Here is a 13,166-nt window from a genome sequence, read left to right on the forward strand (position 1 = left end):
CCAGACTTTGGCCAATAATCCAAATCTTACCATTGGAGAAGTCAATTTATGGCGTAACAATCCGCATGAAGAAATGCCTTATCTTTTTGGAAGATATGGTAAAACACAGCAGGTTAGTCTTGAACTTGAACAAGTTATTGAAACGGCAGGTAAGCGTAAAAAACGCATTGCCTTACAACAGGTGCATACTCAGAATGCTGTACTCAATTTTGAAGAACTGTTGCGCAATCTCAAATTTAGTCTCAGAAGTACTATTATCGAGCTGGAAAAAATACAGTTGGAAGAACAGTTGCTCAAAAATTCACTGGACATATTTGAAGATTTGCTGATTTCTTATAAAAAACAATCGGAACTCAAAAATCTTAGCAGAGCCGATTATTTGCGGATACAAACGGAATATATACAGTTCAAAGAAGATTATACTTCCTTACTCTCAAATAAAAACAATCTGGTTTATGACCTAAAGGTTTATTTAGGAGATACTACTGAAGATTCTTTTGAGATCTATCAGCCTCTTATGGTTTCTGATAAACTTTCAAGAAAACTTCCTATGGATCTCGTAGAAGAAGCGCTTGCCAACCGATCGGATTTTAAGCTCATAAAACAGCAAAAAGAAATCGCTCATAAAGAGTTAGATATCGAAAAGGCAGCACGAATTCCGGATGTTACAGTAGGTTTAGGTTACGATAGAGGAGGTAATATTATGCAGGATTTTGTAGGGCTCAGTATTAGTTTTGACCTGCCTCTGCTGAATAAAAATCAGGGTAATATCCGAAAAGCACAGGTTGAAATAGAGAAGTCGTTCAATGAAGAACGGAAAATGAATAATGAGATTGTAAACGAAGTAAACCGACTCAAAAAACAACTCATTATTTACGAATCTGTTTTAAAAGAGTACACAGATGAAGATCAGCTGTCGGTTACTGAAATGATGAATAATTATGTGAAAAATTTCAAACAGAGCCGTATCAGTCTTATTGAATTTCTTGATTTCTCAGACTCATATCTTAAATCACAACAGGCTTTTCTGAACCAGAAAGAACAATACCTGAAAACATTTGAAGAATTACAATTTATCGTAGGAAAAGATTTATAAAATGAAAAAACAACTCATATACTCAAGTTTACTATGCACGGTTTTGCTGCTGAACAGTTGCCGCAATACAACCGAAGCAACAACAGAATTACCGGCTACACCAGAATACTGTCTGCATAAAGATTTTAAAGAACTCATAGCAACGGAAACACTTCAAAAAAGAGCCATTGCAGAAACATTAACATTAACCGGAAATATTGCTTACAATGAAAATGATGTAGTGGCTTTTAAGAGTCTTTTGGGTGGTGTGGTAGAAAATGTTGCTTTTGAGTTGGGTGATTATGTAAAAAAGGGACAGGTGCTGGCAACCGTTCGCAGCAGTGAATTAAATGAAATCACACAGGAGAAACGCAGTCTTGTAAACCGCATCAGTTTCTTACATCATGAACTCAAAACCAAACAGTCGCTGCTACAGGATGGTATGATTTCATCATCTGAATACGAAAATGCAAAAACGAATATGAAAATGCAAAAGTAGAAATGCAGCGTATTGATCAGAATCTGAGTATGTACAATGCTACATCTGACTCGGGTCTTTTTCAGATAAAAGCACCTAAAGAAGGATATATTGTACAGAAAGAAATCTCTATGGGTTTGAATATATCTGCATTGGAAGAGCCTTTGTTTACCATTTCAAACCTGAATCAGATTTGGGTAATGGTAAATATCTATGCTACCAATCTGCAGCATGTAAAAGAAGGCGCAGCGGTTAAAGTGCGAACACTGGCATACCCTGACGATCTTTTTGATGGAAAAATAGATAAGATATATAATGTGTTCGATGATAGCGAACGCGTATTAAAAGCACGTGTTTTACTGCAAAATACAGCATTGAAATTAAAACCTGGAATGAGTGCCGATATTATCATTGAAAAAAATCCTTCTTCAGAAACAGCAATTGCCATACCGAATGATGACATTGTTTTTAGCAATAACAAACAATATGTTATTATCTATAAATCGGATTGTGATCTTGAGATACGCCTTGTAAAACCTTACGCCAGTAATCTTGAATATACCTATGTTCTGGAAAACTTTAAAGAAGGTGAAAAGGTGATCAGCAAAAATGAATTGTTACTTTTTGAAGAATTGAATAAATAATTATGCAGAAGTTTGTACAAAATATCGTTGCTTTTTCCCTGCGGCATTCCCTGCTCATATTGTTTGCAACACTGGCTTTATTATTAGGTGGTATCTACAGTTATATCCATACTCCCATTGAAGCGTTCCCTGATGTTACCAATACACGAGCACGTATTATTACCCAGTGGCCGGGAAGAAGTGCTGAGGAAATAGAGAAATTCATTACGTTGCCTATTTCCAAAGAAATGAACACCATTCCTAAAAAATCAAATGTACGCTCAATTTCTCTTTTCGGATTATCAGTCGTTACCGTACAGTTTGATGATGATGTTGAAGATTTTATGCACAGCAATATGCTTCTAACAGACTTAATGGTGTTGATTTACCCGAAGGAGCCGATGCTCAGATAGAACCGCCTTATGGAGCAACCGAGAAATCTTCCGATACATTATTAAAAGTGATCTGCCGATAAAAGAGATTACTGCAATTCAGGACTGGGTTATAGAACGCGAACTCGTTGCAGTTCCGGGAGTTGCTGATGTGGTTAGTTTTGGTGGAGAAGAAAAAATTTATGAAATAAAAATCAATCCTACAGAACTCAACAATTATAATCTTTCTCCGTTAGATGTGTATGAGGCCGTATCAAAATCCAACATCAATGTAGGCGGTGATGTGATACAACAGGGAAATCAGGCGTATGTGGTACGAGGTGTAGGGTTGCTGGATAAATTAGAAGATATTGAAAATATTACTGTAAAAGTAAATGGTTCAACTCCTATTCTGATCAAACACATTGCAGAGGTAAAAATCGGCAGTAAGCCAAGACTTGGACAGGTGGGCTATAATGAACAGGATGATGTGGTTGAAGGAATTGTAGTCATGTTGCGTGGAGAAAATCCGAATGAGGTAATTGAACGGCTTAAAGAAAAAATAACAGAGCTCAATGAACGGATTTTACCGGAAAATGTAGAGATAGTGCCTGTTGTAGATCGTACCAAGCTGGTAGATATTACCGTGCATACCGTAACTAAAAATCTTATAGAAGGTATTATTCTGGTGTCCATCATCGTATTCATCTTTTTATATAACTGGCGTACAACTTTTATTGTAGCATCCGTAATTCCTCTGGCATTTCTATTTGCTATTATCATGTTGAGAATTCAGGGGTTGCCTGCCAATCTCATTTCAATGGGGTCACTCGATTTTGGACTCTTACTGGAAGGAACCCTTGTCATTGTAGAGCATGTATTTGTTTCGCTTGTTCTGGTTTCTGAAAAGATAGGCATGAAGCGTTTCAACAAAATTTCTAAATTGGGGATTATTAAGAAAAGTGCAGGGAGTGTGGCAGGATATATCTTTTTTGCGCTGATGATTCTTATTGTAGCATTGCTGCCCATTTTTTCTTTTCAAAAAGTAGAAGGTAAAATGTTTTCGCCTTTAGCATTTACACTGGGATATGCTCTACTGGGTTCACTGATTCTGAGTCTTACCTATGTTCCTGCTATGTGTAAGTATCTTTTAACCAAAAATATAGAAGAAAAAGAAAATAAAATTTCGCGGTTTTTCAGAACTACTATTTATAAATTGTTTGACTTCTCTTTTCGTCATAAAAAAGCAACCATTGGTGTTTTTGTTTTTATTCTCGTGGTATGTGGTGTAAAATTCAGCCATTACGGATCGGAATTCTTACCTAAATTAAACGAAGGGGCTATTTATGTAAGAGCAACACTGCCTAACAGTATCAATCTGGATGAATCGGTAAAGCTTACGAAAGAGATGAAAACCTTGTTGCAGAATGATTTTGAAGAGATTGATTTCATCATGACACAGACCGGACGGCCAAATGACGGGACTGATCCAACGGGTTTCTTCAATATTGAGTTTAATATTCAATTAAAGCCTGAGAGTGAATGGAAACGAAAAATTTCGAAAGAAGAGGTACTCAATGATATGAGGAACAAACTGAACAAATATCCGGGTATAACATTTGGATTCAGTCAGCCGATTCAGGATAACGTTGAAGAATATGTAGCCGGTGTAAAGAGTGCTTTGGTGATTAAAATTTTCGGTGATGATCTGTATGATCTTGAAAAAATGGCAAACAAAGTAGCCGCATCTATTAAAGATGTAGACGGAATTACCGATATCAATGTTTACAAAAATATAGGATTGCCGGAATTGAGAATTCAATTGCATGATTCTAAGATGGCAAGATATGGTGTGAATACTGCTGATGTACAGTCGGTTATTGAAATGACCATCGGAGGTCAGTCGGCCACAAAGTTTTATGAAAACGAGCGTATGTTTGATGTGATTTTGCGTTTCGAAAAGCAGTATCGGGATACTCCGGAAAAAATTGGTGATATTCTCATTCCTACAGCTGATGATAAGAAGGTGCCGCTAAGCGAGATCGCCACTATTGGTTATCAGACAGGGCCAGCATTCATTTACAGAGAAGGTAATACACGCTATATCGGAGTCGGATTCAGTATCGAAGGAAGAGATTTGGGAAGTACCATTGCTGAAGCAAAAGCAAAAGTTGCCAAAGAGGTAAAGCTGCCTAAAGAAAATAATATGGAATGGGCAGGTGAGTTTGAAAGTAAAGAACGTGCTTCTAAACAATTAATGACGGTAGTACCGATTTCTCTGGTATTAATTCTCATGCTGCTATATGCTAATTTCGGAAATTGAAAGATACAATCATCTCAGCCATTACATTGCCATTTGCTTTTATCGGAGGATTTCTTTCCCTGTGGATCACAGGAACGGTGTTTGGAATTTCTGCCGGAATAGGATTTATTATTTTATTCGGAGTAGCGACCATTGACGGAATCGTACTTATCGGAGTTATGAAGGAGCATCTGAAACATAAAGACGATCTTATTACAACGATTAAAGAATCGGTAAAAAGCAGAATCCGTCCCGTGGTAATGATTGCATTGATGGGGTCTATGGGATTGTTACCTGCTGCCTTGTCATCAGGAATGGGATCAGAAATACAAAACCTCTGGCCATTATGATTGTAGGCGGGTTGATTTTCTGTCTGATATTATCTTTTACTGTATTACCAGTGATCTTTTATTACGCATACCGCAGAAAAGTTGCATAGTAGTTTTTTAATAAATAGTAATTGTTAATTCCAGCCCTGATTATATCAGGGCTTTTTTTAAATTAGATATGAGCTACTATTTCAGAAATAAAAAAAACGACTACTGAAAAGTAGTCGTTTACATTTATTTTTTCTTATTGATCAGTTTGATGATCGCATAACTGAGTAAACTGACGCTTAAGCCTGCAACGGCACCCAGCGTTTTACTTTGTCCGGTAAGTTTAGCAACCGCTATTCCGGCTGCAGCTCCGGTAGTTGTAAGAGCCAGACCATCTTCAAGACATGATTTTACATTGTCTTCCAGCGTTGGCTTTTCATAAAAATCGTATACTTCTTCGGTTTGATATTCCATAACTTTTCTTTTTTAGCTACATAAAGATAACGTATTTTTAAGTTTATCCACGGCGTCTTTCTAAAATTAACATCATTTTTAGACTTAAGAGAATCAGATCTTCCGGTAATTCTTTTGCTGTTGTTTTTGTGAGCTCAAATTTTCTTCCGAAAAAGAAGGCTTTTTGGAAAGGGTAAAAAGAACCTGATTGTTGAGGTCTTTTACATCATATTTCGGGTTGAACACATAGCCTGATAAAACGCCAATCAATGGAATCTCTCCAAACATACTGTCTATTACTTTAACCCAGGCATTGCGTTCTCTGATGACAAATTTATGTTGGTCATGCGCATCAAATATCTCATATTTTGATTTCCAGATAGATGCCCATCCTTTGCGGGCTACCTTTCCAAGGTTTTCCTGTTTGTGGTTTGTGATGGCATAAGCAGCCGAAAAATCAATCCATTTGTTGGCTTTGATTTTATGGGTTTGACTTGATTTAGTTTCATCACTGTAAATATCAACCTCATCAACAAATTTGAACATTTTTTGACGCACATAAGAAACGGTGCGATTTTGTGCATCCGTGACAACAAAGTCATTGGCAAGTGTAGTAACCTTAAATTTAAGGTTCAAAGGATAATGATAGGTATTCATAGCTTAAAAATTTTAGTAAATATAGTATTTTAAAGGTATTCGTATTATGCACTTTGCAGAACTATTTCTGATAGGCAGTCAACAGTTAAGTTTTTATTCTTTCCTTTTCTATTCCAATATGTGGGGTTAATTAAATATTTCTTTTTATATAAAAAGAGGAGATTATATTTAAGAAATCACAGCTACATGAGTTTTGCTTATAGCCATAGATTTTTAGTACTTTTGGTATACAAAACAAAGATATGAAAAATTATAGAATTATTGCTTTTGATGCGGATGATACGCTTTGGATCAACGAACCTTTTTTTGAAGAAGCAGAAAATCGTTTTTGCGCTCTTATGGAAGATTATCTGTCAAAGCAAAGTTTATCACAGGCCCTTTTAAAACACAGATAAACAATCTGGATTTATACGGATACGGAATCAAAGGCTATATTTTGTCAATGATTGAGACGGCTCACAATATTTCTGAAGGCAAAGTATCTTCTAAAATTACAGATAAAATACTGGCCATCGGAAAGATTTGCTACAAAAACCTGTTATTTTACTGGATGGTATTGAAGAAACCATCAAAGAACTATATGGAGATTATACATTGATTGTAGCAACAAAAGGAGACTTAAAAGACCAGCATCGCAAATTGCATTTATCAGGTTTGGGCAGCTATTTTCATCATATTGAAGTCATGTCAGAAAAAGCAGTGTTGGATTATGAAAAACTTCTGAAAAGATTAGAGACACCTGCTGAAGAATTTCTTATGATTGGTAATTCTCTGAAATCAGATGTATTGCCCGTGCTGATTTTTTTTTATTTTTTTTAAGACTTTAAATAATTGTTCTAAAACAAGTTATAAAATCAACGGTAAAATATTAGCATACGATTTAAAAAAAGTATTTGCAGATACGGAAAAACGTTCTATATTTGCACTCGCAATACGGAAGTAAACACAACGATTGCGAGACCAATTGGAGAAATGGCAGAGTGGTCGAATGCGGCAGTCTTGAAAACTGTTGACTGTAACAGGTCCGGGGTTCGAATCCCTCTTTCTCCGCCACCGCACGGTAAGGGAAGATACTCAAGCGGCCAACGAGGACGGACTGTAAATCCGTTGGGAAACCTTCGCAGGTTCGAATCCTGCTCTTCCCACAAAAGCAATCTGAAAAGATTGCTTTTTTTGCTCTATTTTTAAATGTGCCTATTTTTTCCTATTTTTAGGCAAAAACATTATGTCAGAGTACATTATCAGAACCAATAATCTTAATTTTCAATTCAACAGGCAAAGAAAGATTATTGAAAACCTTTCCCTAAACGTACCCAAAGGCAGTATATACGGCTTTTTAGGTCCCAATGGTGCCGGAAAATCCACTACCATGCGCCTCATCACAGGACTTATCAATGAACAGCAGCCATCTATTGAGTTGTTTGGAAAACCGCTGCACCAGCAATTGCCTTCTGTTTTTTCCAAAATAGGTTCTATTATTGAAACCCCTACCCTTTACCTACACCTGTCCGGAGCAGATAATCTGAGAATCATAGCGGCCATTCAAAAAATCGATGAAGCTAAAATTCAGGAAATTCTGGAATTAGTAGATCTCAAAAAATTTCAGAAGCAAAAAGCAAAGCAATATTCGCTGGGTATGAAACAGCGTCTGGCGATTGGAATGGCACTGCTTAACGAACCTGAATTGCTGATTCTGGATGAACCGGTAAATGGTCTGGATCCGCAAGGAATTGTTGAGATTCGGGAATTGCTGAAGCGTATTAATACAACCAAAGGCATAACTATTTTTATTTCCAGTCATTTGCTCGCAGAAGTAGAAAAAACCTGTACACATGTTGGTATTATTCATCAGGGTAAACTTCGTTTTGAAGGTGCCATACAGGAACTTTCAAGCGTCAATTCGCAAATACTTTTACACATTTCGGTAAAAGATGCGTCAGCCTACTTATCAGTCGTTTCGCAGCTGTATCCACAAGTACGTATGGCAGATGCTAAAACGCTGGAAATAGCGTTGAACAACACTGAAGAAATTCCACTATTGGTGAAGAATTTTACAGAAAACAACATCCCCATTTACGCGTTGATCAAAAAAGGAGGTCTTGAAGACTGGTTTATGAATATAACACAAAAGACAAATGAATAGAATATCTAATTTTTTTAATGCGTATCGCACAGAAGGTATTAAGTTAAAGAATACGAATATTCTTACCACTGCCTTAATCTTATCTGTCTTTTTGCCTTTGATTTTGTTTATTACAGGTATTTTTTCAGAAGACGTGTACCAAACTACTGCAAAAGAAGTCAATATTGTAACGGAAAATTTTTCGAATCTGAAAAAATCTTTTATACAGTTTTTTTTACTGTATCATTATGATCCTTTCTGCCAGCAGAATCTCTCAGATAGAATTCAAAAACAATACCTGGCAACTGATTGAAACACAGCCTTTATACAAAACCTCTATCTATTTTGCAAAATTTACGAAGCTGTATGTTATCTGCCTGCTGTCTATTGTGTGTTTTGTTGCTTCTGTATATTTATTCTCTTACTTACAACATTTGTTTTATCTGGATAAAGACCACTACATTTTCAGCTGGGAGCTTATGAATATGCTGAAATTTTCTTCACGAGTGCTTGTAGCGAGTTTCTTACCCCTGGCACTTATGTATGTCATAAGCGTGCGTTTTTCTAATTTCTTTTTAACCATACTTGTAGGTTTCGGACTTTGATTGCCCAACCCATCCTGACCTATCTTCAGTTATTACCTAAATGGTATCCTTTTAAATTGACAAGCAATGTACTTCTCGGAGACAGCGACCTCGGTTACTGGTTTGTGTATTCTGAAGGGCTCAGTGTGGTAATTGGGCTGCTGTTGCTTTTTATCGGCTATCAATGGTATGCAGGAAAAAGTTTCCGGTTTGCGTTTCTAAAAGATGTAAAAAGAGTACTCGTTAGTATTTTCGTTATCGGCATCGGTTCTGCTCTGGCCTACTGGATCTGTGTTCCGAATCAGATGCAGCGTTCCAACACTACTCTGATCAAAGGTTCTGTTATTACAGAACAGCCTTTAAGCAAAGTCTATTTACTCGATCCGGTGATCAAAGACACACTCGAAACTATTACCCTACAAAACAATACTTTTGAGAAGACCATTACACAGCCTCTGCCTTTTGGCAAATACATTCTGGTACTTGACAATAGTTACAATACAGAAGTGTATATGAGTTCGGATGACATTGTAAACATAGAACTTAAACTGACACCTGATGAAAATACCACAAAAATAACGGGCACCCGTCTGGCAGAAAATTCAGTAATGGAGCTGAACAGACTTTATAGTGATACCGAATACTATATCAATTCGGATATGATGCTGAATAAACCTGATTTTATTTCTGACCAGATGGTAAAAGAATATCAGAAAGAGCTTAAAAAAATAAACAAAAGCTACACAAAAGACAATTATATTCTCAGAGAGGATGCTACAGCTATTCTTAAAAAACAGGTAGGAGTGTATTTTTTAAATACCTGGTACCGCTATTATCAGAAAGCATTAAATGAAAACCCGGCCATCAGCAATACTTCTTTTTCAATTGTTACACTGTTGGAAAAAGAAGTAGCACTTAATGATGCAAGCCTGCTGTTTGATCCGAATTATATACAGTATGTCAAAAACACCCTTATTAAAAAGGACAACTCCGGTTTGGATGAAAACACAAAATTTTGAATGCCGCAGCTCAATTACCGGATGATCTGTTTAAACAAAAATTGCTTACAGCCACTTTACTGCAGTCCCTGTCAGAAAGCAAAAGTAAACAGGAAGCCGACGAATTGTATGCAATGTACCACAGTAAAATTTCTAACACTAAATATGCACAACTGGTAACACATACCTACCGAAATATTGTTCGTCTGAGCAAGGGAGCACCTGCTCCGGTATTTACGGCATCAACCGCTGACGGAAAAACAATTTCTTTAGAAGATTATAAAGGAAAGTTTGTTGTGATTGATGTATGGGCTACATGGTGTGGTCCGTGCCGCTACCAGTCGCCTAAATTTGAAAAAGTAGCCAATAGGTATATGAACAATAAGAATATTGTATTTATGGCGGTAAGCATGGATCAGAAAAAAGAAAACTGGTCTATTGCAGTAAAAGATAAAAAAATCATCTGTGCTGCAAGTTCATGCCAACCAGATTAATGCTTTTTCTGAAGATTACTACCTCTCAAGTATACCAAAGTTCATCCTTATTGATCCACAGGGAAATCTGCTCAATGCGGATATGCCATTCCCGGATTCTAACGGATTTGACGATGCTATTGAAAATGCCTTAAAACAACCATAAAAAAAGCCACCTGCGAGGTGGCTTTTTTTTTGGAATCTCCATCACTTCAATATTATTTTACAAAGAAGAAACAACTGTACCGAGTAGCAGTATTATTTCTTTTTGTAAAACAACTGTTGCTGTTCTTCTGCCCTTTGATACACATGTGCAGCTTCTTCTTCTATACGGTCTATGTACAGCACTCCATCCAGATGATCATATTCATGCTGAAAAATAACAGCCGTAAAACCTTCTATCAGCTCTTTCTGACTTCTACCTTTTTCATCGATATAACTGACTTCGATTACGAGACTTCGCAAGACCTCGCCATAACGGTCGGGTATGGACAAGCATCCTTCTCTACCTTTTCTGAGAATTTCAGAATACCAGGTAATCTGTGGATTTATAAATAATTGAAAAGCCTTGTCTTCTTTATCCAGACGCTGCACAAGAAACAGTCTTTTATTGATACCGACCTGAGGAGCAGCAATACCTACTCCTTTGGTTGCTTCATCATTTACGGTTGCCAACAACCGCTCTTTCAGAAGCTTTATGGCTTTATCCTGTGGATTGATTTCAATAGATTTTGTTCTTAAGACCACTTCATCCTGCTCAGAAGTGGTGAGCAATACCCGCATAGGAACCGTCGCAGAAGCATCCTTAATCAAACCCAGTTCTTCTTTGGAAAAGCTCTGCGGCTTCTGTGCATTCATTGTAATATTTAGTACTATCAAACTCATTATCATCAATAGTTGGTGGACCTTTTTTTCCATCGGTTTATTTTTAACGGAAATGTACAACAGTATCCTGAAATAAAAAAATTAGCCACCCTGCCGTAGCAGAAGTGACTAATCCGTCCTAAACTTACTCTTCTCTATTTTTCGGGACACAACGCTTCTTTGAGCTGTTGTTCTTTTTTACTTTTTACTTTATTTTTTTTATAATAGTTGGTAACAATTAACTGTCGTTTGTACACATATTTCATCATGCTTAATTTGTAGTAATCATATAAGATAATGACTCCTAACACTGCACACACTACATAGAATGTATAATAATGTATGCTGTAATAAAACAAACCTGTTATAATACCTCCGGCTACATAGAAAAACATAATGGATCCTAAAAGCTGGGCTTTTTTCTGTAACGTAACATCCCTTCTATATCTCTTTTTGGTAAACATAGAGAGTAATATTGCCAGATCCGTTGTGAGACCGGTAAGGTGGGTGGTCTTGATTGCTGAATTGGAGATGCTGGCGGTAAGACCGTTTTGCAATCCCATCGCAAAAAGCAATAATCCAACAGAAATTCTGTTTCCTGTAACGATTCTCCATAAAAATTCTGCAGATAGATACCCACAAATAGCAGACACAGTGTTTCCAGTATTAAGGGCACTGCGTGTGACAGGTATCTGCCAATATAACGGTTTCCATGAATGATGAGCATATTGGAAGTAAAGCTTCCAAAAAAGAACAACATAATCCATAATAATACTACGGCAGCCTGAAACCAGTTTCCTTTGGACATTTCCTGAGAAAAAATAGCAAAAAAACCGGTTACGTTTGAGGTAAAGGAAAAGAAGATCACCAAGGAAATTACATTGACCATACCTGCCGAAAAGGCTGTCAAAGCTCCCAACTTTAAATTGTCGGAATGGGTTCTGTGATTACTGTATTTTCTGAGCATACGTATTGTCTTCTACTTTTTTAAACGTCATTTTTACGATTCCGCGAATCTGCAGATCAAAATTGAAATAAATAACCAATCTATCTTTGGTAAGTTCATGTACCTGAAAATCTTCTATTTTCTTATCGGAATGTTTTAATTCAAGAATATGTCCACGGCCTTTTACATTCCATTTCAACTTTTCTACAGAGTCATCCTGTTTGATAAGGGTCAGCTGCTTTTTTGCATCAAACTCCCATATTTCTGCGTCATGGATGATCATATCACCACAGATTTCCTGTTTTTGCCATCCTATAGATTCAGCATTTGTTTTTACATCTTCTGAATTCACTCGCTCTAATTCCCATGATACTTCCTGCCATTTGCCCACAAGCATCTGTTCAGGACTTTCTTCCCGAATCAGAATTACGCAAGAGCAAAAAAGCAAAAATGCGATCACACCATATGCAAAAGATAGTTTCATAATTTAATTATTCTGCTTTAGATAAAAATAAATTAGCCAGTTGTTCTGTATTTTCTAATTCTAACACCAGTTTGTGTGCATAATCCAGCGATAAGACTGAACATTTCGAATGAGAAATCAGATGGTTTAAATGAAAACTCTGACTTCCTTTAAGCCTCATTTTATTTCCTACAGGCAGTACCACCTCATCAACAGCATTGATTTCTATATAATTATTAAAGTAGCGTCTGCAATCTCCGGTGATAAGATCTACCTTAAAACTGTTGATACGCGACTGGTAGGTATTCTGAATAAGTTTACAGGATTTTTTAAATTCTGAAGTCTGTAGCTTTTCCAATACTTTTCCTTTTGAAAAAAAAAGCAGATCGGAAATGGAATTAGATGTTTCATACCCGTGTACCAAAACAATGTCTAACACA

15 protein-coding genes, 2 tRNA genes and 3 pseudogenes are annotated in these 13,166 nt (G+C 36.7%); 13 read left to right on the plus strand and 7 right to left on the minus strand.

Going from position 1 to position 13,166, the window contains the following annotated elements; all coding sequences use genetic code 11:
- The 4 genes and pseudogenes from QW060_RS22970 to QW060_RS22985 all read left to right on the plus strand — a co-directional run.
- A partial coding sequence (locus QW060_RS22970; RefSeq protein WP_290365238.1) for a TolC family protein occupies positions 1–1,096 on the plus strand: 1,096 nt, incomplete at its 5' end.
- 1 nt (position 1,097) lies between these two features.
- The gene (locus QW060_RS22975; protein WP_290365239.1) at positions 1,098–1,574 is read left to right on the plus strand and encodes an efflux RND transporter periplasmic adaptor subunit; all 477 of its coding nucleotides are present in this window, start codon (positions 1,098–1,100) and stop codon (positions 1,572–1,574) included.
- Positions 1,575–1,576: 2 nt separating this feature from the next.
- Positions 1,577–2,197 (plus strand): efflux RND transporter periplasmic adaptor subunit, encoded by a 621-nt coding sequence (locus QW060_RS22980; RefSeq protein ID WP_290365240.1) that lies wholly within the window; start codon positions 1,577–1,579, stop codon positions 2,195–2,197.
- Between the two features lie 2 nt (positions 2,198–2,199).
- Positions 2,200–5,288 (plus strand): annotated as a pseudogene (locus tag QW060_RS22985) (efflux RND transporter permease subunit).
- A 124-nt stretch (positions 5,289–5,412) separates the two neighbouring features.
- On the opposite strand, the gene QW060_RS22990 reads toward QW060_RS22985, so the two are convergent.
- On the minus strand, positions 5,413–5,640 hold the full coding sequence (locus tag QW060_RS22990) for a hypothetical protein (RefSeq protein WP_290361769.1): 228 nt from the start codon (positions 5,638–5,640) through the stop codon (positions 5,413–5,415).
- Positions 5,641–5,733: 93 nt separating this feature from the next.
- Positions 5,734–6,276, minus strand: coding sequence for an LURP-one-related/scramblase family protein (locus QW060_RS22995; protein ID WP_290365241.1), 543 nt, complete (start codon positions 6,274–6,276; stop codon positions 5,734–5,736).
- A gap of 242 nt (positions 6,277–6,518) precedes the next feature.
- Between QW060_RS22995 and QW060_RS23000 the strand changes: the two are divergent.
- The 9 genes and pseudogenes from QW060_RS23000 to QW060_RS23040 all read left to right on the plus strand — a co-directional run.
- A pseudogene (locus tag QW060_RS23000) lies at positions 6,519–7,074 on the plus strand (HAD family hydrolase); the annotation flags it as partial.
- A gap of 168 nt (positions 7,075–7,242) precedes the next feature.
- Positions 7,243–7,329: transfer RNA gene (locus QW060_RS23005), tRNA-Ser, on the plus strand.
- Between the two features lie 11 nt (positions 7,330–7,340).
- Positions 7,341–7,421, plus strand: a tRNA-Tyr gene (locus QW060_RS23010).
- Between the two features lie 80 nt (positions 7,422–7,501).
- The gene (locus QW060_RS23015) at positions 7,502–8,419 is read left to right on the plus strand and encodes an ABC transporter ATP-binding protein (RefSeq protein ID WP_290362275.1); all 918 of its coding nucleotides are present in this window, start codon (positions 7,502–7,504) and stop codon (positions 8,417–8,419) included.
- Positions 8,412–8,711, plus strand: coding sequence for a hypothetical protein (locus QW060_RS23020; protein ID WP_290365242.1), 300 nt, complete (start codon positions 8,412–8,414; stop codon positions 8,709–8,711). The genes QW060_RS23015 and QW060_RS23020 overlap by 8 nt, the downstream gene beginning before the upstream one ends.
- Positions 8,647–9,003: an ABC transporter permease gene (locus QW060_RS23025; RefSeq protein ID WP_290365243.1), complete on the plus strand. Its 357-nt coding sequence runs from the start codon at positions 8,647–8,649 to the stop codon at positions 9,001–9,003. The genes QW060_RS23020 and QW060_RS23025 overlap by 65 nt, the downstream gene beginning before the upstream one ends.
- Positions 9,000–10,001 carry a DUF4369 domain-containing protein gene (locus QW060_RS23030; protein WP_290365244.1) on the plus strand — a complete coding sequence of 334 codons (1,002 nt, stop codon included), beginning with the start codon at positions 9,000–9,002 and terminating at the stop codon, positions 9,999–10,001. Before QW060_RS23025 ends, QW060_RS23030 begins: the two co-directional genes overlap by 4 nt.
- Positions 9,998–10,474, plus strand: a complete 477-nt coding sequence (locus QW060_RS23035; protein WP_290365245.1) for a TlpA family protein disulfide reductase — start codon at positions 9,998–10,000, stop codon at positions 10,472–10,474. The genes QW060_RS23030 and QW060_RS23035 overlap by 4 nt, the downstream gene beginning before the upstream one ends.
- Complete coding sequence (locus QW060_RS23040) at positions 10,446–10,619, plus strand: hypothetical protein (RefSeq protein WP_290365246.1); 174 nt, start codon at positions 10,446–10,448, stop codon at positions 10,617–10,619. The genes QW060_RS23035 and QW060_RS23040 overlap by 29 nt, the downstream gene beginning before the upstream one ends.
- A 92-nt stretch (positions 10,620–10,711) precedes the next feature.
- Here the strand turns inward: QW060_RS23040 and def are convergent, their stop codons facing one another.
- The 5 genes and pseudogenes from def to QW060_RS23065 all read right to left on the minus strand — a co-directional run.
- Positions 10,712–11,371, minus strand: coding sequence for a peptide deformylase (gene def / locus QW060_RS23045; RefSeq protein ID WP_290362273.1), 660 nt, complete (start codon positions 11,369–11,371; stop codon positions 10,712–10,714).
- A gap of 101 nt (positions 11,372–11,472) precedes the next feature.
- Positions 11,473–12,084, minus strand: coding sequence for a YoaK family protein (locus QW060_RS23050; protein WP_290365247.1), 612 nt, complete (start codon positions 12,082–12,084; stop codon positions 11,473–11,475).
- Positions 11,997–12,284: pseudogene (locus tag QW060_RS23055) on the minus strand (DUF1275 family protein); the annotation flags it as partial. The gene QW060_RS23050 and the pseudogene QW060_RS23055, both read right to left, overlap by 88 nt.
- On the minus strand, positions 12,265–12,747 hold the full coding sequence (locus QW060_RS23060; protein ID WP_290362271.1) for a hypothetical protein: 483 nt from the start codon (positions 12,745–12,747) through the stop codon (positions 12,265–12,267). The gene QW060_RS23060 and the pseudogene QW060_RS23055, both read right to left, overlap by 20 nt.
- 7 nt (positions 12,748–12,754) lie before the next feature.
- A partial coding sequence (locus QW060_RS23065; protein WP_290365248.1) for a hypothetical protein occupies positions 12,755–13,166 on the minus strand: 412 nt, incomplete at its 5' end.

Source organism: Paenimyroides ceti (assembly GCF_030409925.1).

What these genes read in the sequence shown, in the direction of transcription:
- QW060_RS23015 (WP_290362275.1), top strand. Translation starts at nt 7,502, where the DNA reads ATGTCAGAGTACATTATCAGAACCAATAATCTTAATTTTCAATTCAAC.
- QW060_RS23050 (WP_290365247.1), bottom strand. Translation starts at nt 12,084, where the DNA reads ATGGATTATGTTGTTCTTTTTTGGAAGCTTTACTTCCAATATGCTCAT.
- def (WP_290362273.1), bottom strand. Translation starts at nt 11,371, where the DNA reads ATGGAAAAAAAGGTCCACCAACTATTGATGATAATGAGTTTGATAGTA.
- QW060_RS23025 (WP_290365243.1), top strand. Translation starts at nt 8,647, where the DNA reads ATGATCCTTTCTGCCAGCAGAATCTCTCAGATAGAATTCAAAAACAAT.
- QW060_RS22975 (WP_290365239.1), top strand. Translation starts at nt 1,098, where the DNA reads ATGAAAAAACAACTCATATACTCAAGTTTACTATGCACGGTTTTGCTG.
- QW060_RS22990 (WP_290361769.1), bottom strand. Translation starts at nt 5,640, where the DNA reads ATGGAATATCAAACCGAAGAAGTATACGATTTTTATGAAAAGCCAACG.
- QW060_RS22995 (WP_290365241.1), bottom strand. Translation starts at nt 6,276, where the DNA reads ATGAATACCTATCATTATCCTTTGAACCTTAAATTTAAGGTTACTACA.
- QW060_RS23060 (WP_290362271.1), bottom strand. Translation starts at nt 12,747, where the DNA reads ATGAAACTATCTTTTGCATATGGTGTGATCGCATTTTTGCTTTTTTGC.
- QW060_RS23020 (WP_290365242.1), top strand. Translation starts at nt 8,412, where the DNA reads ATGAATAGAATATCTAATTTTTTTAATGCGTATCGCACAGAAGGTATT.
- QW060_RS22980 (WP_290365240.1), top strand. Translation starts at nt 1,577, where the DNA reads ATGCAGCGTATTGATCAGAATCTGAGTATGTACAATGCTACATCTGAC.